At 54.6% G+C, this 21985-nt stretch carries 17 protein-coding genes; 6 read left to right on the plus strand and 11 right to left on the minus strand.

What is annotated here, in order from left to right:
• Window positions 1-15: 15 nt before the first annotated feature.
• From HV345_RS21920 to pgi, 5 genes are all read right to left on the minus strand, one after another.
• Complete coding sequence (locus tag HV345_RS21920; RefSeq protein ID WP_181636051.1) at window positions 16-2112, minus strand: YjbH domain-containing protein; 2097 nt, start codon at window positions 2110-2112, stop codon at window positions 16-18.
• Window positions 2112-2849, minus strand: coding sequence for a capsule biosynthesis GfcC family protein (locus HV345_RS21925; protein ID WP_181636052.1), 738 nt, complete (start codon window positions 2847-2849; stop codon window positions 2112-2114). The genes HV345_RS21920 and HV345_RS21925 overlap by 1 nt, the downstream gene beginning before the upstream one ends.
• Window positions 2846-3484: a YjbF family lipoprotein gene (locus HV345_RS21930; protein WP_080860361.1), complete on the minus strand. Its 639-nt coding sequence runs from the start codon at window positions 3482-3484 to the stop codon at window positions 2846-2848. Before HV345_RS21930 ends, HV345_RS21925 begins: the two co-directional genes overlap by 4 nt.
• Window positions 3485-3547: 63 nt before the next feature.
• A complete protein-coding gene (gene yjbE, locus HV345_RS21935; protein ID WP_016155435.1) occupies window positions 3548-3790 on the minus strand; it encodes an exopolysaccharide production protein YjbE in 243 nt (80 codons plus the stop codon).
• Window positions 3791-4263: 473 nt separating this feature from the next.
• A complete protein-coding gene (gene pgi / locus HV345_RS21940; protein ID WP_016155434.1) occupies window positions 4264-5910 on the minus strand; it encodes a glucose-6-phosphate isomerase in 1647 nt (548 codons plus the stop codon).
• 302 nt (window positions 5911-6212) lie between these two features.
• Here pgi and lysC point away from each other — a divergent pair, with 302 nt between their 5' ends.
• The 3 genes from lysC to HV345_RS21955 all read left to right on the plus strand — a co-directional run bounded on the left by lysC (window position 6213) and on the right by HV345_RS21955 (window position 8955).
• Entirely contained in the window at window positions 6213-7562 is a 1350-nt protein-coding gene (lysC, locus tag HV345_RS21945) for a lysine-sensitive aspartokinase 3 (protein ID WP_181636053.1), read from the plus strand.
• A gap of 92 nt (window positions 7563-7654) precedes the next feature.
• Window positions 7655-8581, plus strand: coding sequence for a ketopantoate/pantoate/pantothenate transporter PanS (gene panS / locus HV345_RS21950; protein WP_019077880.1), 927 nt, complete (start codon window positions 7655-7657; stop codon window positions 8579-8581).
• A 101-nt stretch (window positions 8582-8682) separates the two neighbouring features.
• Complete coding sequence (locus HV345_RS21955) at window positions 8683-8955, plus strand: DUF3811 domain-containing protein (protein WP_003826541.1); 273 nt, start codon at window positions 8683-8685, stop codon at window positions 8953-8955.
• On the opposite strand, the gene rluF is transcribed toward HV345_RS21955, so the two are convergent.
• Together rluF and ftrA are read right to left on the minus strand one after the other, a co-directional pair.
• Complete coding sequence (gene rluF, locus HV345_RS21960) at window positions 8952-9827, minus strand: 23S rRNA pseudouridine(2604) synthase RluF (protein ID WP_016155331.1); 876 nt, start codon at window positions 9825-9827, stop codon at window positions 8952-8954. The genes HV345_RS21955 and rluF overlap by 4 nt on opposite strands.
• Before the next feature lie 68 nt (window positions 9828-9895).
• Window positions 9896-10876, minus strand: coding sequence for a transcriptional regulator FtrA (gene ftrA, locus HV345_RS21965; protein ID WP_181636054.1), 981 nt, complete (start codon window positions 10874-10876; stop codon window positions 9896-9898).
• An 84-nt stretch (window positions 10877-10960) separates the two neighbouring features.
• Here ftrA and HV345_RS21970 point away from each other — a divergent pair, with 84 nt between their 5' ends.
• Both HV345_RS21970 and pepE read left to right on the plus strand, forming a co-directional pair.
• Window positions 10961-11380 (plus strand): rhodanese-like domain-containing protein, encoded by a 420-nt coding sequence (locus HV345_RS21970; RefSeq protein WP_181636055.1) that lies wholly within the window; start codon window positions 10961-10963, stop codon window positions 11378-11380.
• 156 nt (window positions 11381-11536) lie between these two features.
• Window positions 11537-12226: a dipeptidase PepE gene (gene pepE / locus HV345_RS21975; protein ID WP_016155430.1), complete on the plus strand. Its 690-nt coding sequence runs from the start codon at window positions 11537-11539 to the stop codon at window positions 12224-12226.
• A gap of 56 nt (window positions 12227-12282) precedes the next feature.
• Here pepE and HV345_RS21980 read toward each other — a convergent pair whose 3' ends face one another.
• Both HV345_RS21980 and metH read right to left on the minus strand, forming a co-directional pair.
• Window positions 12283-13914: a Na/Pi cotransporter family protein gene (locus tag HV345_RS21980; protein WP_016155327.1), complete on the minus strand. Its 1632-nt coding sequence runs from the start codon at window positions 13912-13914 to the stop codon at window positions 12283-12285.
• 213 nt (window positions 13915-14127) lie between these two features.
• Window positions 14128-17811, minus strand: a complete 3684-nt coding sequence (gene metH / locus HV345_RS21985) for a methionine synthase (protein WP_181636056.1) — start codon at window positions 17809-17811, stop codon at window positions 14128-14130.
• Between the two features lie 195 nt (window positions 17812-18006).
• Between metH and iclR the strand changes: the two genes are divergently transcribed.
• Window positions 18007-18831, plus strand: coding sequence for a glyoxylate bypass operon transcriptional repressor IclR (iclR, locus tag HV345_RS21990; RefSeq protein WP_016155428.1), 825 nt, complete (start codon window positions 18007-18009; stop codon window positions 18829-18831).
• 17 nt (window positions 18832-18848) lie between these two features.
• Here iclR and aceK read toward each other — a convergent pair whose 3' ends face one another.
• Together aceK and aceA are read right to left on the minus strand one after the other, a co-directional pair.
• Window positions 18849-20576: a bifunctional isocitrate dehydrogenase kinase/phosphatase gene (gene aceK, locus HV345_RS21995; RefSeq protein ID WP_016155427.1), complete on the minus strand. Its 1728-nt coding sequence runs from the start codon at window positions 20574-20576 to the stop codon at window positions 18849-18851.
• Window positions 20577-20678: 102 nt separating this feature from the next.
• Window positions 20679-21983: an isocitrate lyase gene (gene aceA / locus HV345_RS22000; protein WP_049268477.1), complete on the minus strand. Its 1305-nt coding sequence runs from the start codon at window positions 21981-21983 to the stop codon at window positions 20679-20681.
• Window positions 21984-21985 lie beyond the last annotated feature (2 nt).

The raw sequence follows: 21985 nt of genomic DNA on the forward strand, positions 1-21985 counted from the left end.
CCATCCGGCCATCTATCAGCGGAAGTTTTCACTCCTGTCGCTGGTCATGTCGTACAGACCAAACTTACGTCCAAGCTGCTGGCCGCCATCGCGTGTTAACGGCGTCCAGCCAATCGCCGCACGACTGCGGGTTGGGCCTGACGAGAACAGATCCAGCGGCACAGAAACGTACACCCCTTTGGTAAAATCACCCTCTCCGTACTCATCCGGCGAGGCGTCGGTGATAGTCGCATAGCCGCCCACCACTACGCCGCTGTCAAAGCGTTTCGCCACTTCCAGCGTTCCGCCCTTATCCCCCGCCAGATACTGCCCCACGCTGGCTTTCACCAGTACATCCTGGGCGAACGAAGGATTCCAGTAAGCCGTCAAATGCCCGGTCTTCACGCTGTAGTCGGTGAACTTCATCATATCCTGCGCGCTGCGCCAGTCACGCTGTTTCACGTAGTTGGCGTCAACACCAAACGCCCAGTTGCTGTCCAGCGGGCGATACAGCACTTCTGCCCCCGCTCCGCCGTACATAGTTTCCAGATAGCCCCCGTAAACCTGTCCGTAGAACCCATTTCCGAGTGACTGGAAGTAGTTGGCCTGCAGGTTATTCACGTAGACATCGTTTTGCACATACTCACGCACATGGGTACGCACGCGTGGTAAATGCGAATCCTGCGGCGGGTTGGTGTAGTTAAACTTGTCATAGTTATTGGCGAGGTTGGCGAACAAACTCCCGGTGGTCAGCAGATGATCGGTAACCCACAAATCCGCCGTTCCCATCACGCCCAACTGATACATATAGAAGTTTTCCGGGCCGCCCACCGACTGATTTAGCACCGGATCGATGTGGAAATTGAAGCGTGACTTATCAATATACCAGCCCTGCTCGGTCGTTTTCGGTACCTCGGGTTCGACGCGTTTTTGTGCCAGTTGAGTTTCATGGCCCAACGGCTCCCCTTCCAGATGGCGCTTGAGGCTGGAAACCTCCGTTTCGGTCGTCACCTGCGGCAAGTTAAGGCGGTTTTCCGTAATGCGGATCGTGCGGATCCCATCGGGAAGATCGTTCATCACGATCCGGTTAGCACGCTCGATCCCTTCGCGCGAATCACGGTATTTCACCTGTTCACCCGTCACATACAGCGTATCGCCCTGCACCTGAATTTTAGGATCCGCCAGCCCGGCATTATATTTCAGCAGCGTTAACTGATTCGCCACCACCGAATGTTGCAGGATGGCATCCTGCGGCTGTGGTTGATATTTCGGGCGGGTATTGTCGTTATAGTTTGGTCGCAGATCGTTAAAGTTAGTCCGCAGCGTGACCCCAAACATCAAGGTGTTCCCGCGCTCATAGCTGAGGTTAACGTCGGCCCAATCGGTGACGCGATAAATAGCGCCGACGTTAAACTTGCTCTTCTGATCCAACTTGCCGGCAAAATCCTGCTGGTAATTATTACCTTCATACTCCAGTTTCAGGCGCAGCGACTGCCAGGGAGTCTGATATTCTACGCCGCCAAACAGCGACGCCGGGCCGTGGAACATCTGGCTACCGTCAATAGAACCGGCCTGCTTGTAGCTGTTATCGCGATGGCAGAATTTATCACTGTATGAGCAAAACGGATTGCTAACGTTGCCGCTGGTCCCGAGATATCCCCAGCCAAGGCCGAGAGAGAAATCAAACGGGCCCCAGGCTTTGTTCGCCACCACATACTCCGCATCAAACAGGCCGGTACCACCGATATCCCGCGCGCCAACCGCCACCTGCGGCATCCAGTAGCTCTCTTCCCACAGGCGAAGTTTGAGATCAAAAGCCTTATCTTTATAAGTCTGATCGCCAGAAAACGACTCCACGCCGCTGTATTTTTTGGTACGCACATCGGTATAGCGCAGGGTGGTTTCCAGCCAGGGGAAGAGTTGTACCGACGCAGAGTAGTAACGGTATTGATCGTTATCGCGGTAGTTAAGGCTCATTTCGCCTTCACGCGCCATGCGTGCGGTTGGGGTTTGCAGCAGTCCCACGCCGCCAAAATCGGACTGGGAAGGTCCAATGGGCGCGGGCCAGGTTTCACCGTGGCAGGCAACGCTTACGCCCAGCGCCAGTAAGCTGAGCAGATAAGTTTTTCTCATTATTCGGGTATCCGCTGGGTCAGGGTGCGAAGAATGTCGGCATTGATTTCATCCGGGGTGCTGCGCCAGACGGCATCAGAGAGTCCGACAAAAATGATGCTGCCGGGCATCGGCTCAACGTGACGTTTGTTCCAGTAGGCGACCGGGACTTTTTGCGTGCGTCCGTCGGGATAGATGACCCAGGCGTAGCTACGATCTGCGCCGCTGAGCCGACGTTGCCCATCGAGATAGCTGGCGATATCGCGCCCAGGTATAAACGGTTGTTTACCCGGATGACTTAGCAGGCCAAACAGCGTTATATCCGTTGGCTGCGGTCCGACCCACAGCGTGTAATTGTCCTGCAACGGCGGGTTGCCTCGCTCACTGACGCGCACAACATCCGGGTCGAGATTAATCTTCTGTATGCCGGTCACCTTCAGCGCCTGAATTTGTTGGCGCAATGCGTTGATAGCCGCGGCATCGTCACCGCTTTCTTCAGCGCTGAGCATCGCCAGACGAGCCAGTAATGCCTGCTGCTGACGCTCTGCTTCCGTCGTTGCCCGCTCTTCGCTGATAACCGCTCCTGGCCACCAGCTATTACTCAACCGCGGCTGCCCAACCAGGTCGAGCAGATGTTCGGCCCCGGTCAGAGTCTTTGGCTCTTCGCTGGCGGAGGTAAAGACCTTAACGCTACCCGCAGCAAAAACTGACGCTGCGCTCAGGCTCAATAGCAGCGCCACAACGGCTCGTTTCATCATGATTTTGCCGCCTTAATCAGCGTGGTTTTCACCGGGAAGTAACGTGCGCCAAGATACTGTTCCGATTGGCGAATCTGCCCTTCGCTGTCGATCCAGTAGCGGTTATGCCAGCGCGTTTGATCGGTGGTGACTTCTTCGTCAAGGATCCGTACTGGCGTATCTTCGCTACCAACCTTAATGGTGTCAGTGCCATCCCATTCGAAAACCGAGTGGGCGGTGGCATAGCGCACCTGCTGATGTTCGGTCCAGCCCATCGTGCGGGTCCACGTTGCCCCATCGACTATCTGGTTTGGTTTGATGAGCGGATCTGCCGCCAGATTATTCACCTCGATCAGGTTATCCCCGCCGAGATGCGTTTTCACCATGCGCCCAGACTGCGTGACGAGAATGGCCCGATCCTGAGTCACCCATTTCTGCTGTCCGTTTTCCACGAACGCGAGTACCACAAACAGTTGTGGGCCGCCGTTGAGCTGCATGTACTGGCTGGCGTAGGGCATGTTTTTGATTTCATCGTCCGTCATCTGTACGCCGGGAGTACCAAACACGCTATCCCATAGCGAATGACCCAGCCCTTCGGTGGTGGCTGAGCACGCCTGTAATAACAGGCAAACCATTATCAGCGCTGGTCGCTTCACGACATTTCTCCGCAGCGGCAAAATAACCACACCGAAGTGTGGTTAGAATTAAACGTACCGGTATTACTGGGTACTGGTGGTTGTGGTGGTTGTGGTTCCGGTGTTAGAACCATCGCCGCCACCGGTTGCCGCAAGGGCAACCCCCACCGCAGAACTTACGGTGCTCGCGCTGGTTGCGGAGGAACTTCCTGCCGAAACCGACGCGGCAGCCGACCCTGCAGCCTCACCCACCTGAACGGGGGCAGCATAGACAGAAGTCGCCGCAAGCGCAGATATAGCCCAAAGGCCATACAGAACTTTTTTCATCACAAATTCCCTTCATTGTATGAATGGAGATTTACCCAAAAGAATTTCGGGCGAGATCGAGTATACACAAGCCAAAGTGTGCAAATTACGCCAGGCGGGAATTTAGGATAATTAGATAGCAAGAAATAAAATGATTAACGGCAGATAATTAAATCAATACAATCATAAAGTTAAAATATAAAAACAAAAACACAACATCCGGTAATTCTGAAAAAACCAGAAACACGATAACGTTGAATGAATTATTTTAGGATTAAGCTCAATAAAGGTGTAAAGCAAAAACGTACATATTCGGGAGCCAGATTATAAAAAAAGCCGATATTAATATCGGCTTTTTTATAAGTAATCTGCAAATTCATTCGAATTGCAACAAGGCGGCAAGATCGTTAATCCCCGGGAGCATAGATAGATAGCTATGTGACCGGGGTTAACGAACGCAGCCAACAGCGCTGCGGCTCGAAGGAAGAAGCAGATTAACGCCAGGACTTATAACGGTTAATCAAACCGTTAGTTGAGCAATCATGGCTGGTGATTTCTTTATCATCATTCAGCTCTGGCAGAATGCGATTCGCCAGCTGTTTGCCCAGCTCAACGCCCCACTGGTCAAAGGTGAAGATATTCAGGATCGCGCCCTGAGTGAAGATTTTGTGCTCGTACAGTGCAATCAGCGCACCCAGGCTGAACGGTGTGATTTCGCGCAGCAGGATGGAGTTAGTTGGACGGTTACCTTCGAACACTTTGAACGGCACAACGTGGTCAAGCGTTGCAGGATCTTTACCCTGGTCGCGGTATTCCTGCTCAACCACTTCACGAGATTTACCAAAAGCCAGCGCTTCGGTCTGAGCGAAGAAGTTAGACAGCAGTTTCGGATGGTGATCCGACAGCGGGTTGTGGGTGATTGCCGGAGCGATGAAATCGCACGGAACCATTTTGGTACCCTGATGAATCAGCTGGTAGAACGCATGCTGACCGTTAGTACCCGGCTCACCCCAGATGATTGGGCCTGTCTGGTAATCCACCGCATTGCCGTTACGGTCAACGTATTTACCGTTGGATTCCATATTGCCCTGCTGGAAGTAGGCCGCGAAACGGTGCATATACTGGTCGTACGGCAGAATCGCTTCGGTTTCAGCACCGAAGAAATTGTTGTACCAGATACCGATCAGCGCCAGCAGCACCGGCAGGTTTTTCTCCGCCGGAGTGGTGGAGAAGTGTTTGTCCATGGCGTGCGCGCCAGAAAGCAGCTCAACAAAGTTGTCGAAGCCCACAGAAAGGATGATGGACAGACCGATTGCAGACCACAGGGAGTAACGACCGCCAACCCAGTCCCAGAACTCGAACATATTGGCGGTATCAATACCGAACTCGCCAACCGCTTTACCGTTAGTGGAGAGCGCTGCGAAGTGTTTGGCAACGTGCTTGTTGTCGCCAGCGGTCGCCAGGAACCAGTCGCGCGCGCTGTGGGCGTTAGTCATGGTTTCCTGAGTGGTGAAGGTTTTGGAAGCGACCAGGAACAGCGTAGTCTCCGGATTCACTTTCTTCAGCACTTCGGCAATGTGCGTACCATCGACGTTAGACACAAAATGCATGTTCAGGTGATTTTTGTACGGGCGCAGCGCTTCGGTCACCATGAACGGGCCGAGGTCTGAACCGCCGATACCGATGTTCACGACATCAGTAATGGCTTTACCGGTATAGCCTTTCCAGCTTCCGGAGATAATCGCTTCAGAGAAGGATTTCATCTTCTCCAGCACCGCGTTCACTTCCGGCATCACATCTTTGCCGTCAACGATGATTGGAGTATTGCTACGGTTGCGCAGCGCCACGTGCAGCACGGCACGGTCTTCAGTGCGGTTAATTTTCTCACCGGAGAACATGGACTTGATGGCGCCTGCCAAATCGGTCTCTTTCGCCAGATCCTGCAGTTTAGCCAGCGTCTCTTCAGTGATGCGGTTTTTGGAGAAATCCACCAGCATCAGATCGTCAAACGTAGCGGAAAATTTAGCGAAACGATCGCTATCTTTCGCGAACAGATCCGCGATAGTAACGTCTTTCATCTCTTCAAAGTGTTTTTGTAGTGCCTGCCAGGCTGAGGTCTGCGTTGGATTGATGTTTTTCATTAGCAATACTCTTCTGATTTTGAGAATTGTGACTGAGATCGATTGTAACGCCAGTCACAGAAAAGTGTGATTGTTTTAATGCCATCGCCCTTGTATCCATCGAACCGGGGTAAAAAGTATAGATGTTATAAGCGCTGTTACTGAACGGAAACGCAGCATGAAAAATCCGCATAATCCCAGCGTTGACAGTGCAAGCTACACATTTTATTTATAAATACGGTATTTGCATTTGCGCCTGCACCGGTTTTCGTTCTGCCTTATGTGCCATGGTCGCTCTATTCATTCCCTGACACGAGGTAGTTATGACTGATGTAGTTGTCTCCAAGTTTGGCGGTACCAGCGTGGCGGATTTTGATGCCATGAATCGCAGCGCTGATGTGGTACTTTCTGATGCTAACGTCCGTGTAGTGGTACTTTCCGCTTCCGCTGGAATTACCAACCTGCTGGTCGCACTGGCTGAAGGGCTGGAGCCAACCGAGCGCTTCGAAAAACTCGACGCCATTCGTCAAATTCAGTTCAATATTCTGGAACGCCTGCGTTATCCGAACGTAATTCGTGAAGAGATTGAACGTCTGCTGGAAAACATCACCACGCTGGCAGAAGCGGCGTCACTGGCGACCTCAACCGCCCTGACCGACGAACTGGTCAGCCACGGTGAACTGATGTCTACCCTGTTGTTCGTCGAGATCCTGCGTGAACGCAACGTGCAAGCGCAGTGGTTTGACGTGCGTAAAGTGATGCGCACCAACGATCGTTTTGGTCGCGCAGAACCCGACGTCGCGGCGCTGGCTGAACTGGCAACGCTTCAGTTGGCCCCGCGTCTGAGCGAAGGTCTGGTAATCACTCAGGGTTTTATCGGCAGCGAAGGCAAAGGCCGCACCACCACGTTGGGGCGCGGCGGTAGCGATTATACAGCCGCCCTGCTGGCCGAAGCGCTGCACGCAACGCGCGTCGATATCTGGACCGATGTTCCAGGCATTTACACTACCGATCCGCGCGTTGTTCCTGCTGCGCAGCGTATTGATGAAATCGCTTTTGAAGAGGCCGCGGAAATGGCGACCTTTGGCGCGAAAGTGCTGCACCCGGCAACCCTGTTGCCGGCCGTACGTAGCGATATCCCGGTATTTGTTGGCTCCAGCAAGGATCCAAAAGCAGGCGGTACGCTGGTCTGCAATAAAACCGCGAATCCACCGCTGTTCCGTGCGCTGGCGCTACGCCGTAAGCAGACGCTGCTGACGCTGCATAGCCTGAATATGCTGCACTCTCGCGGCTTTTTAGCAGAAGTGTTCAGCATCCTTGCACGCCACAATATCTCGGTAGATTTAATTACCACATCTGAAGTCAGCGTAGCGCTGACGCTGGATACCACCGGCTCAACCTCCACCGGCGATACGCTGTTAACGCAGTCTCTGCTGATGGAACTGTCTGCCCTGTGCCGGGTTGAAGTCGAAGAAGGCCTGGCGCTGGTGGCGTTGATTGGCAACGACCTGTCCAAAGCCTGCGGCGTGGGTAAAGAGGTGTTTGGTGTACTGGAGCCGTTCAACATCCGCATGATTTGCTACGGCGCGTCCAGCCATAACTTGTGCTTCCTGGTGCCCGGTAGCGAAGCCGAACAGGTGGTACAGAAGCTGCATCATAATTTGTTTGAATAATATTTCATCACGCGATAAACAATAACTATAGCCGGGCTCGAACCCGGCTTTTTTATAACAACACAACACATTTCAATCGCAAGGAAGATAACATGCTCGCTACTCTCACGCGGCTGTTCCCGTTATGGGCGCTGCTACTCTCTGTTATTGCGTATTACACGCCCTCCACCTTTACGCCTGTCGGGCCATTCGTGCCATCGTTGCTGATGCTGATCATGTTCGGCATGGGCGTTCACCTGAAGGTGGACGACTTTAAACGCGTACTTTCACGCCCCGCACCTGTCGCGGCGGGTATTTTCCTGCACTATCTGGTGATGCCGCTCGCCGCATGGATTTTGGCGCTGGCATTTAATATGCCGCCGGAACTGTCGGCAGGGATGGTGCTGGTCGGTAGCGTCGCCAGCGGAACCGCATCGAACGTCATGATCTATCTGGCAAAAGGTGATGTGGCGCTCTCCGTGACTATTTCATCGGTTTCAACGCTGGTCGGCGTTGTCGCCACGCCGCTGCTGACACGGCTGTATGTCGACGCGCATATCCAGGTGGATGTGATGGGTATGCTGCTGAGTATTCTGCAGATCGTGGTCATTCCGATTGCTTTGGGACTGGTCATTCACCATCTGTTCCCACGCGTCGTAAAAGCCGTGGAACCGTATCTACCGGCGTTTTCTATGGTGTGTATCCTGGCGATCATCAGCGCCGTCGTGGCGGGGTCCGCCTCGCACATTGCGTCTGTCGGCTTTGTGGTGATTATCGCCGTGATCCTGCATAACACCATTGGCTTGCTCGGCGGCTACTGGGGCGGAAAACTGTTTGGTTTCGACGAGTCAACCTGTCGTACGTTGGCTATTGAAGTGGGCATGCAGAATTCAGGGCTTGCCGCTGCGCTGGGCAAAATCTACTTTGGCCCGCTTGCGGCGCTGCCCGGCGCGTTGTTCTCCGTCTGGCATAACCTTTCCGGTTCGCTGCTGGCAGGTTACTGGTCCGGTAAACCGATTGAAGAAAAAGAACGCCGCTAATTGGCGGCGGCAGGCCGGATAGCGGCTAACACCTTATCCGGCCTACCCAGCCTCTGCACTTTGCCGTACACTGCGAATATCGGCTAACAGAGGGCACCCTTATGGCACTCCCCCGCATTACCCAAAAAGAGATGACCGAGCGCGAACAGCGTGAACTGAAAACGCTGCTCGACCGCGCGCGCATTGCGCATGGTCGACTGCTGACCAACGCTGAGACCAACAGCATCAAGAAAGAGTACATCGATAAACTGATGGCCTTGCGCGAAGCAGAAGCTAAAAAAGCCCGCCAGTTGAAGAAAAAGCAGGCTTATAAACCGGATGCGGAAGCATCATTTTCCTGGTCAGCGAATACGCCAACGCGCGGCAGACGTTAACGCCCTTTCTTCTTACGCCCCGGCGAGGTAAAACGCTTCCCGTTTGCCGCCGGGCGCGATTTCTCTTTCTCAGCCGATTTTTCGATTTTCACCACCGGGCGCTTAATGCCTGCTGTTTTTGGCTTCGCTTTCGCCTTCGGTTTGGCTTCTGAGGACGAGTTCTCAATCAGCTTGAACAGGTCGATCAGTTCGTCATCCGTCAGGTCGCGCCATTCACCCAGCGGCAGGCCGGACAGACCAACGTTCATGATACGTGTACGCTCAAGCTTAGTAACTTCATAGCCAAAGTGCTCGCACATACGACGGATCTGGCGGTTCAGCCCCTGAATCAGCGTGATGCGAAACACAAACGGCGCTTCTTTCTTGACCTTACATTTCTTGGTAACGGTGCCAAGGATTGGCACACCGGCACTCATCCCACGGATAAAGTCATCAGTGACCGGCTTATCTACCGTCACCAGATACTCTTTTTCGTGATCGTTACCGGCACGCAGGATTTTATTCACCAGGTCGCCGTGGTTGGTCAGAAAGATAAGCCCCTGGGAATCTTTGTCCAGACGACCGATTGGGAACACGCGCTTGCTGTGGTTAACGAAATCAACAATGTTGTCGCGTTCGCTGTCTTCAGTGGTGCTGACAATCCCTACCGGCTTGTTCAACGCGATAAAAACCAGATCTTCCGCTTCACGCGGCTCAATCAACCGACCATTCACTTTTACGACGTCGCCAGGCATCACCTGATCGCCAATGGTGGCGCGTTTACCATTCAGGAAGACATTCCCTTGTTCGATAAAGCGATCCGCCTCGCGGCGCGAGCAGATTCCGCTTTCACTGATGTATTTATTTAATCGGATGGATGAGTCGGGCAGCATAATTTCTCCTTTGACAGCGAAATATACCCTACCTTGCGGGGGATAAAAAAGCAGAGTGTGAAAATGTGCTATCGCATCTGATTACGTAATGCCTGCGGGCTGATACCAAATCGTTTTTGAAAGTGGTAACGCAAAGAGTTTGCGCTGCCGAACCCGGTTTGCTGCGCGATCTGCTCAATACTGATATGGGATGTATTGAGCGCCTGCTGCGCACGGTTTAGCCGTTCATTCATCAGCCAACGTGCGGGAGTAAGCCCCGTTGACTCCTGAAATCGCCGCATCAACGTGCGGGGACTCATACCGACCTGGCTGGCCAGAGCGTCAAGGGTATGCTTCTGCGCGATATTGTTATGTAACCAGTCAAGCAAAAGACCAAAACGCTGGCTTTCCCGACTGCGGGCAACAGGACGCAGGTGTTGCTGAGTCTGGCTGCCATCCCTGTGGGGCTGCAGCACCAGGCGACGGGCCACGTTATTGGCAATCTCAAGTCCAAAATCAGTGCGCACCACATGCAAGCATAAATCAATCCCTGCCGCACTACCTGCCGAAGTGAGCACGTCGTGGTCACCGACATACAGGACATCTTCCACGACGTTGATGGCGGGAAAGCGTCGCTGGAGTTCACTGACGTAACGCCAGTGCGTCGTCGCCTTACGGTCATCCAGCAAACCTGCCGCAGCCAGAACAAATACACCAGAACAGATAGAGATGACTCGACAACCGCGTTGATGTGCTTCACGAAGCGCATCGCATAATGCTTCTGGGACCGGTGAGTTCACGTCACGCCAGCCAGGAATGACAATAGTGTCTGCTTCCTGCAGCAATTCATATCCACCGTCCACCACGATACGAACCCCACCAGTTGCCCTTAATTCACCTTGATCAACCGAAGCCACGGCAAAACGATACCAGCCCTCTCCCAGCTCAGGTCGCGGAAGCCCAAAAACTTCCACTGCGACGCCAAACTCGAAAGTACATAGCCCGTCATAAGCGAGTGCAACGACCAACGGGCGAGAAGATGTTGTCATGATCCTGGCGGAATCTGTCATGGTCAGAGGGTGTTTCGAGGTTAATTTTTTGATGAGATAAGAGGTAACACAACAGCTGATTTCACCACAAGAGAAAACAACAATATGAGTACCGTAACTGATATTCCAGCCGCTTCATCTGCACAAGCTATCGCCCATTTCCAGCAACGTCTGAATATGGAGACGGATTGTTCTGACGTTCATTCCGCGATGGCTGCTGACGACAAAGATTTTGTGCTTTTACATGTGGTGGGGAGTGCAGAGAGTTTTTCCCGTTGTCATGTCCCTGGCGCGATTCATCTCCCCCATCGACTGATAAATACGGAATCCTTGAAAAAATGGCCACAGGACACACTGTTTGTCGTCTATTGCGCTGGCCCGCACTGTAACGGGGCCGATCGCGCGGCGCTGAAGTTGGCGCAGCTAGGTCGACCGGTGAAAATAATGATTGGTGGTATTAAGGGCTGGGAGGACGAAGGCCTGGCGTTTGCCACTACGCAAAAGAACGCTGTTTCAATAGATTGATCGTTGTTAAGTCTGAACGGGCTTTTCCAACAGGAGGTTGTGGTTAACCCGTTCGGCTTTCCCCCCTTCCAACATCGTGAGCCATATCAGTAAGGCGTTACGCTGATAGTGGTAGCATTATCGCGGTTTGTAATTTTCTGATTACATGGAGAAATGATGGAACTGCTTTTATTGAGTAACTCGACGCTGCCGGGCAAAGGCTGGATGGAACATGCGCTACCGCTGATTGCTGAGCAGCTGAATGGTCGCCGTACGGCGGTGTTTATTCCGTTCGCTGGCGTGACGCAAACCTGGGATGAATACACGGCGAAAACGGCAGCCATCTTTGCGCCAATGGGCGTCAACGTTACTGGCATTCATACCGTTGCCGACCCGATCGCTGCCATTGAAAACGCAGAGCTGGTGATTGTCGGCGGGGGTAACACCTTCCAGTTACTGAAAGAGAGCCGCGAGCGCGGACTGCTGGCGCCGATTGTGGATGTCGTCAAACGCGGTGCGCTGTACATCGGCTGGAGCGCAGGTTCTAACCTCGCCTGCCAGACCATCCGCACCACCAACGACATGCCGATTGTCGATCCAAAAGGTTTTGATGCCCTGGGTCTGTTCCCGCTGCAGATTAACCCACATTTCACCAATGCGCTTCCGGAAGGCCACAAAGGCGAAACGCGTGAACAGCGTATTCGCGAGCTGCTGGTTGTGGCACCAGAGCTGACGGTGATTGGTTTGCCGGAAGGAAACTGGATTAAGGTGAGTAACGGCCAGGCGGTTCTTGGCGGTCCGAACACTACTTACGTCTTTAAAGCAGGTGAAGACGCGGTTGCCCTCGAAGCAGGTCACTGCTTCTAACCGACGTTGCCGGATAACGGCATAAATGCCTTATCCGGCCAACCGGTCCACCTCACTCAATAATCGTCGCGCTCATCGTCCTCATCCGGCTGTTCCAGCACGCTATAGGCCACGGAACAAAACAGCGAGTTCAGACGCTGCATATCGCCCAGCAGCGCCAGGTGCAAGGAGCTGGTCTCGATGCTCTGCACGTTCTGCTGATGCAGACGGTCAACGTGCGCATGCGAATACCGACGGTTGAGAATACGGAAACGGTGCTTGCTACGGCGCAGACGTCGGGCGCTGGTCACGTCACCAGAGAAGAACACCGACATCGCCAGCTGCAGATTGCTGAGCAGCTGATCGAAGAGCGCATCCAGCTCTTTCAATCCTTCCACGGAGAATGCGCGACGGGCAGCCAGCGACTTATCCGCTATCTCACTGCCCATACGTTCGACAATATCGGAAGCCTGCTCGAGGTTAAGCGACATTTCGATAATCTCCGCCCAACGGCGTGATTCCTCTTCCGCCAGTTCATCCTTTGGCATCCGCGCCAGATAGAGCTTGATTGCCGTGTATAGCACGTTAATGTCGTCCGCCATCCTGCGCAGCTCTTTCTCTTCACGCGGCTCGCCGTGCATCACCTTCTTCAGCCCGTCCATCATCTGCTCCATCGCGTCGCCGATGCGCAGAGCTTCACGAGCGGCATTGGCCAGGGCCAGCGTCGGCGTATCCAGCGCACTGACGTCCAGATGCTTGGGCTTCAAATGCGCATCCAGCTCCGGCTCATCGCGGATGATGCGCTTACAAAAACGCGCCATCGGTTCTGCGAACGGCACCATCGCCACGCAGCGCACCAGGTTGTAGAAGACATGGAAGTAAATAACCAGTTCAGATTTCGGTAGCGGCAGTTCATCCATCAGATTTGCCAACGGATGAACAAACGGCAGGATAATCAGGCTACCCACCAGCTTAAACAGCAGGCTACCGAGCGCCACACGGCGGGCGGCGGCGTTAGCGGCGCTGTTATTAAGCATCGCCAGCAGGCCAGAGCCGAGGTTGGCGCCAATCACCAGACACAACGCCACCGGGAACGAGATAATGCCTGCCGCGGTCAGCGTTGCCGTCAGCAGCACCGCCGCAAGGCTGGAGTAACTGATAATCGCGAACATAGCGCCAATCAGCGCATCCAGCATGATATCGCCGGTGAGCGAGGCGAAAATAACCTGTACGCCGTTAGCCTGGGTGATCGGTGTTACCGCCTGCACAATCAGTTCCAGCGCCAGTAAAATCAACCCCAGTCCAATACCAACCCGCCCCAGTTGCCCCACACGGGACTGTTTACGTCCGAGAAAGAAGATCACGCCGATAAAAATCAGCAGTGGCGACAGCCAGGAGAGATCGAAGGTCAGGATACGCGCCATCAGCGCGGTCCCGACGTCGGCGCCGAGTACAATCACCAGCGCAGGGGTGAGCGCGACGAGGTCCTGCGCGACAAATGAGGTCACCAGCATGGTGGTGGCGTTGCTGCTTTGCACCAGCGCCGTCACGCCGATACCCGCACAAAAGGCGAGCGGCTTCTTTTCAACACTACGGCTGAGTACGGTACGCAAGCGGGCGCCGAAGACGCGCATCACGCCGGTGCGCACAATATGAGTACCCCAAACCAGCATAGAGACAGCAGAAAGCAGGTGTAACAGAGTTAGCACGGAATCAGGTTCTCCTTATCGTTATATGTTCCTGAGGTTCATAGCAATGACATACCGCCTGATGGCGATACGCTTATCAGGCCGACAAAAATGTGCCATCCGGCAAGCACTACCGATGAACGTTCTTTCAGTATAAGGGTTTAAACGTAATAAAGAGACAAGGCACTCATTGAGTGCCCTGTTTGTTGTAAATAAAGATGACAGTTTTGTGAATCAGTCAGCGTCATAGCCCAGATTAGGCGCTAACCAACGTTCGACTTCCGTCACGCTCATGCCTTTACGGAAGGCGTAATCTTCAACCTGATCGCGCTGGATTTGCGCCACGGCGTAGTACTTGCTGTCTGGATGACTGAAATACCAGCCGGAAACCGACGCACCTGGCCACATCGCGAAGGATTCGGTGAGCTTCATCCCGGTGTGCGCTTCTACATCCAGCAGTTCCCAGATGGTGGCCTTTTCGGTGTGTTCCGGGCAAGCCGGATAGCCCGGTGCCGGGCGAATTCCCTGGTAGTTTTCGCGGATCAGTTCCTCGTTACTGAGGTTCTCATTCGCCGCATAGCCCCAGTAGACTTTACGCACGCGCTCGTGCAGATATTCCGCGAACGCTTCCGCCAGGCGGTCGGCGATCGCTTTCACCATGATCTTGTTGTAGTCGTCATGCTGGGCTTCGAAGGCGTCCGCCAGTGCATCTTCCTCCAGACCGCCGGTAACTGCGAAAGCACCGATGTAATCCGCTTTGCCGCTCAGTTTCGGCGCAACAAAGTCAGACAGGCAGTAGTTGGCGAAACCGACTTTTTCCGTCTGCTGGCGCAGGTGATGACTGACGTTGATGACGTGCGTACGCGTCTCGTCACGGTAAATCTCGATGTCGTCCCCCACGCGGTTAGCCGGGAACAAGCCCACCACACCGCGCGGATTCAGGGTCTTCTCAGCGCTGAGTTTATCCAGCAGGTCATTGGCGTCTTTAAACAGACGTTTCGCCTCTTCTCCCACCACCTCATCTTCGAGGATGCGCGGGTATTTCCCGGCCAGCGACCAGGTCATAAAGAACGGCGTCCAGTCGATGTAGTTGCGCAGCGTTTCGATGCTGGCTTCAACGCTCTGTACGCCGAGGCGGTGCGCCACTGGCGGCGTGTAGTTTTCCCAGTCGAAGGCCAGATCGTTGTCGCGGGCAGCCTGTAACGTTACTGGTGGGGTCCGCGGTTTCTTACGCGCATGCTGGATACGCACGGTTTCGTACTCTTTACGCGTACGGGCGACAAAGTCATCGCGCTGAGTGTCCGAGAGGAGTGCGGCGACTACGCCAACGGTACGCGAGGCGTTCTGCACATAAACCGTCGGGCCACTGTAATTCTGCTCGATTTTCACCGCCGTGTGCGCTTTTGAGGTGGTCGCGCCGCCAATCAGCAATGGAATAGTGAAACCCTGGCGCTCCATCTCTTTCGCCACGTTGACCATTTCGTCCAGCGACGGGGTAATCAGCCCGGAAAGACCAATCAGATCGGCATTCACTTCACGTGCCGTTCTGAGGATTTTCTCCGCTGGCACCATCACGCCAAGATCGACGATTTCGTAGTTGTTACATTGCAGCACCACACCAACGATGTTTTTGCCGATATCGTGCACATCGCCTTTCACGGTAGCAATGACCATCTTGCCGTTGCTGGAGCCTTTCTCTTTGCTGGCCTCAATGTACGGTTCGAGGTAGGCCACCGCCTGCTTCATCACGCGGGCGGATTTCACCACCTGCGGCAGGAACATTTTGCCCTCGCCAAACAGATCGCCAACCACGTTCATCCCGTCCATCAGCGGCCCTTCAATCACCTCGATCGGACGCGCGGCCTGCTGGCGAGCTTCTTCAGTATCCTGCTCAATAAATTCGGTAATACCTTTCACCAGCGAATATTCGAGGCGCTTTTTCACGTCCCAACTGCGCCATTCCGCCATCTGGGCATTGGCAGTGTCATCAGTTTTGCTACCGCGGTATTTCTCAGCCAGCTCCAGCAGACGCTCGGTGCCATCGTCACGACGGTTGAGGATCACATCTTCAACCGCATCGCGCAGCTCGGCGGGCAGGTCGTCGTAAATCGCCAGTTGTCCGGCGTTGACGATCCCCATGTCCATGCCGTTGCGAATGGCGTAGTAAAGGAATACCGCGTGAATGGCTTCACGAACAGGGTCGTTACCACGGAAGGAGAACGACACGTTGGAGACGCCGCCGGAGATCAGCGCGTGCGGTAGTTCGCGTTTGATGTCCTCACAGGCGCCGATAAAGTCCTGGGCGTAGTTGTTGTGCTCATCAATCCCGGTCGCGACCGCAAAGATGTTCGGGTCGAAGATAATGTCTTCCGGCGGGAAGCCTACCTCTTCGGTAAGAATTTTGTACGCCCGTCGGCAAATCTCAATTTTACGCGCTCGGGTGTCGGCCTGCCCCTGCTCGTCAAAGGCCATCACCACCACTGCGGCACCGTAGCGTCGCAGCAACTTCGCGTGGTGGATAAAGGTCTCAACCCCCTCTTTCATCGAGATGGAGTTAACGATGCCTTTACCCTGAATGCACTTCAGCCCTTTTTCGATGACGTCCCATTTTGAGGAGTCGATCATAATCGGCACGCGGGCGATATCCGGCTCACCGGCGATAAGGTTGAGAAAACGCACCATCGCCGCTTCGGCGTCGAGCATCCCCTCATCCATGTTGATATCGATAATCTGTGCGCCGCTTTCCACCTGCTGACGGGCGACATCCAGCGCTTCGTTGTATTTCTCTTCTTTGATCAGTCGCTTAAATTTCGCCGAACCGGTGACGTTGGTACGCTCGCCGACGTTCACAAACAGGCTATCGTCGCCAATATTCAACGGTTCAAGGCCAGACAGACGGCAGGCTACCGGGATTTCCGGCAAGCGGCGCGGCGGCAAGCCTTCCACTGCGCGGCTCATCGCGGCGATGTGTTCCGGCGTGGTGCCGCAGCAGCCGCCAACCACGTTGAGGAAGCCCGCTTGCGCCCACTCGCGTATTTGCGCCGCCATGGTGTCGGCATCGAGATCGTATTCGCCAAAGGCGTTCGGCAACCCGGCGTTCGGGTGCGCGGTAACGTAGCATTCGGCAATGCGCGACAGCTCCTGCACGTACTGGCGCAACTCGTCCGGACCTAAGGCGCAGTTCAGACCGAAGGTCAGCGCATCGGCGTGGCGCAGTGAGTTATAGAACGCTTCGGTTGTCTGACCGGAGAGCGTACGCCCGGAAGCATCGGTGATGGTGCCGGAGAGCATAATCGGCAACTCAACGCCCAGCGCTTCAAATTCGGTTTTAACCGCGAAAATAGCGGCTTTGGCGTTCAGGGTATCGAAGACGGTTTCAATCAGGATCAGGTCGCTTCCACCTTCCACCAGCGCTTTGGTGGATTCACGGTAGGCGGCCACCAGCTGATCAAAGGTAATATTGCGGTAAGCCGGGTCGTTGACGTCAGGCGAGATAGACGCCGTACGGTTGGTTGGGCCGAGCACGCCCGCGACATAGCGCGGTTTTTCCGGTGTGCGTGTCGTCCATTCGTCTGCCGCCGCGCGCGCCAGTTTGGCTGCCGCAAAGTTGATTTCCGCCGACAGGGATTCCATCTGGTAATCCGCCATGGCGATCGTCGTGGAGTTAAAGGTGTTGGTTTCGATGATATCCGCGCCCGCCTCAAAATAGGCGTTATGGATGGCGGCGATCACCTCAGGTTTGCTGAGCACCAACAGGTCGTTGTTGCCTTTCAGATCGCACGGCCAGTCGGCAAAGCGTTCGCCGCGGAAATCCTCTTCGCTCAGACGATATCCCTGGATCATGGTGCCCATACCGCCGTCCAGCACCAGAATACGTTCATTTAACTGCTGACGTAATTGTTCAACTTTGCTGCTCACACTCGCTCCCGACAACGCTCAACCAGACCGAAAAAAACTCAACAGACCATACTGGCACAAACCTGAGAGGTGGAAAAGAGAACAACGGCCAACATGAGACATGTTCAGCTTCACTCATCCGATCAGTACAGGAATTCTTGCATTATAATTGAATAAAACGAAAATGATTTCCACGATACAGAAAAGGAGTCCGCCATGGTTGCCACAATCCCCGCGAAACGCGGTAGAAAACCCGCCGCTGCTACTACGCCTGCAACCGGGCAGGTTCAGTCTCTGACCCGCGGCCTGAAGCTACTGGAGTGGATTGCAGAATCCAACGGCAGCGTGGCGCTAACCGAGCTGGCACAGCAGGCCGGCTTGCCAAACTCCACGACTCACCGTTTGTTGACCACCATGCAGCAGCAAGGATTTGTCCGTCAGGTGGGTGAATTAGGCCACTGGGCCGTGGGTGCGCATGCGTTTATCGTCGGCAGCAGCTTTTTGCAAAGCCGTAATTTGCTGGCGATTGTCCACCCGATCCTGCGCAAGCTGATGGAAGACTCCGGTGAGACGGTAAACCTGGCCGTGTTAGATCAAAGCGACCATCAGGCCATTATTATCGACCAGGTGCAGTGTACCCAACTGATGCGCATGTCCGCGCCTATCGGCGGCAAACTGCCGATGCACGCCTCCGGTGCGGGTAAGGCGTTTTTAGCCCAACTGAGTGAAGAACAGGTGACTGGCCTGCTGCACCGTAAAGGGCTGCACGCTTACACCCACGCCACGCTGGTGTCGCCGGTGCATCTGAAAGAGGATTTAGCCCAAACGCGCAAGCGCGGCTACTCCTTTGATGATGAGGAGCATGCGCTGGGTCTGCGCTGCGTGGCGTCGTGCATTTATGATGAACACCGCGAGCCGTTTGCCGCTATTTCCATCTCCGGACCCATTTCGCGCATTACCGACGATCGAGTGACCGAGTTTGGTGCCATGGCGATCAAAGCGGCGAAAGAAGTCACGCTGGCATACGGCGGATTTCGTTAAGAAAGGGTTGCCGGGCATCAAGCCGCAAATCTGATGCAAAACCGCTGTTTGCGCCGGTAGGCGTAAACATCTTCCACGTGTCCTTCACGGATCCGCGTTTGCAGACCTCGCCAATAGTCGGCGCTGAACAGGTCAGCATGCATCTCTTCAAATAGCGGCCCGATACGCGGGTCAGCGCATAGCCAGTGACGAAACTCTTCCGGGAAGACATCCCCCGGGGATACGCTATACCACGGTTCAGCGCTCATCTCATCTTCCGGGTAGCGCGGCGGCGGGATATGGCGGAAATTCACCTCAGTCATGTAGCAAATTTCATCGTAGTCGTAGAACACCACGCGCCCGTGGCGAGTCACGCCGAAGTTCTTAAACAGCATATCGCCGGGGAAAATATTGGCGGCGGCCAGCTGACGAATGGCATTGCCGTACTCTTCAATTGCATCGCGCAGTTGCTGGCCTTCGACCTGCTCCAGCCAGATATTCAGCGGCACCATCCGTCGTTCGATATACAAATGGCGAATGACAATCTGCTCGCCGAGATCGGTAATTTTTTCCGGGGCTTCCTGTAGCAACAGCGCCATCAGCGACGGATCGATTTGCCGTTTATCCAGCACAAAGTTCTCGAACTCCTGAGTATCAGCCATCCGCCCGACACGATCGTGCTCCTTGACCAGTTGATAACAGGCGCGGACGTGGGCGGCCGACATCTCTTTTTGCGGCGCAAATTTGTCTTTGATGACTTTAAAGACGCGGTCGAAGCCTGGCAGGGTAAATACCAGCATCACCATGCCGCGGATCCCCGGCGCTTCGATAAATTGCTCATCGCAATGGGCAAGATAGAGCAGATATTCGCGGTAACTTTCGGTCTTCGCGTGTTTCTGACAGCCGATCGCCATATACAATTCAGCGGTGGTTTTACCGGGCAGGATCTCGCGCAGCCACTCCACTAACGCGGCGGGCAGCGGGGCGTAAACCATAAAATACGAGCGGGCGAAGCCAAACACGATACTGGCTTCCGCCGTCGTGGTCAGGCAGGTATCGACAAACAGTTCGCCCTCGTCAGTACGGTGAATTGGCAGTAAAAACGGCAGCGTCCCGGAAGGGGTAATCAACTTACCGACCAGCCAGGCGGCCTTGTTGCGATAAAACAGTTCGTTCGCCACCTGCAAATGACTGCGCTGCAACACATCCGCCCCCAGCGTTTCGGTCAGGTGTTCGATGATGTAGTGGATATCCCGATGTCTGTTCTGCCACGGCAGACGCAAGGGCAGATCGCTGAGGACGCGCGTAAGCAGCCACTCCCAGCCGGTATCGGGAAAAAAGTCTTTCGCCAACGGGCGTGGGATCGTGCGAAAACGGCGCTCTGGCTGAGAGCTGAAAATAAACAGTCGCTCGGGAGTCAGCGAGCGGTGGTCAAATAACCGGCAATAGACGGAGTTAAAGAAACTCTCCGCAATCTCGAAGCGTGGATAATCTGGCAATAGCCGGGTGTAATGCTCTTTCACGCGAAGTAAAAAATCCGCGTCGGTACTTTTGCCATCAGTAATGCAGCGCAGTTGCTCCACCACCAGACCCACATGATGATCGTAAAGGTGGATACGGCTTTTCATCGCCTGCTGAACCGCGTGCCAGTCGGCATGTTCAAAACGCTGCTGCGCGCCGGAGGTCACTTCCAGAAAACGCCCGTACTGGGCGTCGAAACCTTGCAAAATCGTCTGAGCAATCAGTAATTCCAGGCCACGCGTCATCAATTTCTCCCATCCGGCACAATGTCATGCCGGATGGCGCATTCGCTTATCCGGCCTACATCCCTTCGTAGGCCCGGTAAGCGCAGCGCCACCGGGCATTGATCAAAACTGCGATTCTTCAGTCGAGCCGGTCAGCGCGGTCACTGAAGAAGTGCCGCCCTGAATGATGGTGGTTACTTTGTCGAAGTAGCCTGTCCCTACTTCCTGCTGATGGGACACGAAGGTGTAACCGTCTTTAGCCGCCGCAAATTCCGGCTGCTGAACCTTCTCAACGTAGTGGCGCATGCCTTCACCCTGCGCATAGGAATGCGCGAGGTCGAACATGTTGAACCACATGCTATGGATACCCGCCAGCGTAATGAACTGGTATTTGTAACCCATATCGGACAGCTGTTGCTGGAAGCTGGCAATGGTTTTGTCATCCAGGTTTTTCTGCCAGTTAAACGATGGCGAACAGTTGTAGGCCAGCAGTTTGCCTGGGAATTTCGCATGAATAGCATCGGCAAAGCGCTTCGCCAGTTCGAGGTCCGGCGTGGAGGTTTCACACCACACCAGATCCGCATACGGTGCGTAGGCCAGGCCACGGCTGATCGCCTGCTCAATGCCCGCATGCGTACGGTAGAACCCTTCGCTGGTACGTTCGCCAGTGATGAACTCGCTATCGTATGGGTCACAATCAGACGTAATCAGATCGGCTGCGTCAGCATCGGTACGCGCAATCACCAGCGTCGGAACGCCCATAACGTCTGCAGCCAGACGCGCTGCCACCAGTTTCTGGATAGCTTCCTGAGTCGGCACCAGGACTTTGCCGCCCATGTGACCACATTTTTTCACCGATGCGAGCTGATCTTCGAAGTGAACGGCCGCTGCACCAGCCTCAATCATCGATTTCATCAGTTCAAACGCGTTCAGTACCCCGCCAAAACCCGCTTCCGCATCGGCAACGATCGGCAGGAAGTAATCCACATAGCGCGGATCGTTCGGCTCAATACCGGTTGACCATTGGATCTGATCGGCACGACGGAATGTGTTGTTGATCCTGTCCACCACCGCCGGAACGGAGTTCGCTGGATACAACGATTGATCCGGATACATGCTGGACGCCAGGTTGGCATCTGCCGCCACCTGCCAGCCTGAAAGGTAGACCGCTTCAATACCAGCTTTCGCTTGCTGCAGCGCCTGACCACCAGTCAGCGCACCGAGGCTGTTGATATAACCTTTCTTCGATTCGCCGTGTAGCAGACGCCACATTTTCGCCGCGCCAAGCTGCGCCAGCGTGCATTCCGGGTTGACCGAGCCACGTAATTTCACCACTTCCTCCGCGCTATAGGGGCGCGTGATGCCTTCCCAACGCGGTTGAGTCCATTCTTGCTGTAATTCTTCGATTTGTTGAGTACGGGTTTTCATGT

Source organism: Citrobacter sp. RHBSTW-00986, from assembly GCF_013783065.1.
GTDB lineage: Bacteria > Pseudomonadota > Gammaproteobacteria > Enterobacterales > Enterobacteriaceae > Citrobacter > Citrobacter braakii.

Bases quoted from the DNA above. Each gene is read 5' to 3' on its own strand.
- HV345_RS21920 (WP_181636051.1), bottom strand. From the start codon at position 2,112: ATGAGAAAAACTTATCTGCTCAGCTTACTGGCGCTGGGCGTAAGCGTT.
- HV345_RS21925 (WP_181636052.1), bottom strand. From the start codon at position 2,849: ATGATGAAACGAGCCGTTGTGGCGCTGCTATTGAGCCTGAGCGCAGCG.
- yjbE (WP_016155435.1), bottom strand. From the start codon at position 3,790: ATGAAAAAAGTTCTGTATGGCCTTTGGGCTATATCTGCGCTTGCGGCG.
- pgi (WP_016155434.1), bottom strand. From the start codon at position 5,910: ATGAAAAACATCAATCCAACGCAGACCTCAGCCTGGCAGGCACTACAA.
- lysC (WP_181636053.1), top strand. From the start codon at position 6,213: ATGACTGATGTAGTTGTCTCCAAGTTTGGCGGTACCAGCGTGGCGGAT.
- panS (WP_019077880.1), top strand. From the start codon at position 7,655: ATGCTCGCTACTCTCACGCGGCTGTTCCCGTTATGGGCGCTGCTACTC.
- HV345_RS21955 (WP_003826541.1), top strand. From the start codon at position 8,683: ATGGCACTCCCCCGCATTACCCAAAAAGAGATGACCGAGCGCGAACAG.
- rluF (WP_016155331.1), bottom strand. From the start codon at position 9,827: ATGCTGCCCGACTCATCCATCCGATTAAATAAATACATCAGTGAAAGC.
- ftrA (WP_181636054.1), bottom strand. From the start codon at position 10,876: ATGACAGATTCCGCCAGGATCATGACAACATCTTCTCGCCCGTTGGTC.
- HV345_RS21970 (WP_181636055.1), top strand. From the start codon at position 10,961: ATGAGTACCGTAACTGATATTCCAGCCGCTTCATCTGCACAAGCTATC.
- pepE (WP_016155430.1), top strand. From the start codon at position 11,537: ATGGAACTGCTTTTATTGAGTAACTCGACGCTGCCGGGCAAAGGCTGG.
- iclR (WP_016155428.1), top strand. From the start codon at position 18,007: ATGGTTGCCACAATCCCCGCGAAACGCGGTAGAAAACCCGCCGCTGCT.
- aceK (WP_016155427.1), bottom strand. From the start codon at position 20,576: ATGACGCGTGGCCTGGAATTACTGATTGCTCAGACGATTTTGCAAGGT.
- aceA (WP_049268477.1), bottom strand. From the start codon at position 21,983: ATGAAAACCCGTACTCAACAAATCGAAGAATTACAGCAAGAATGGACT.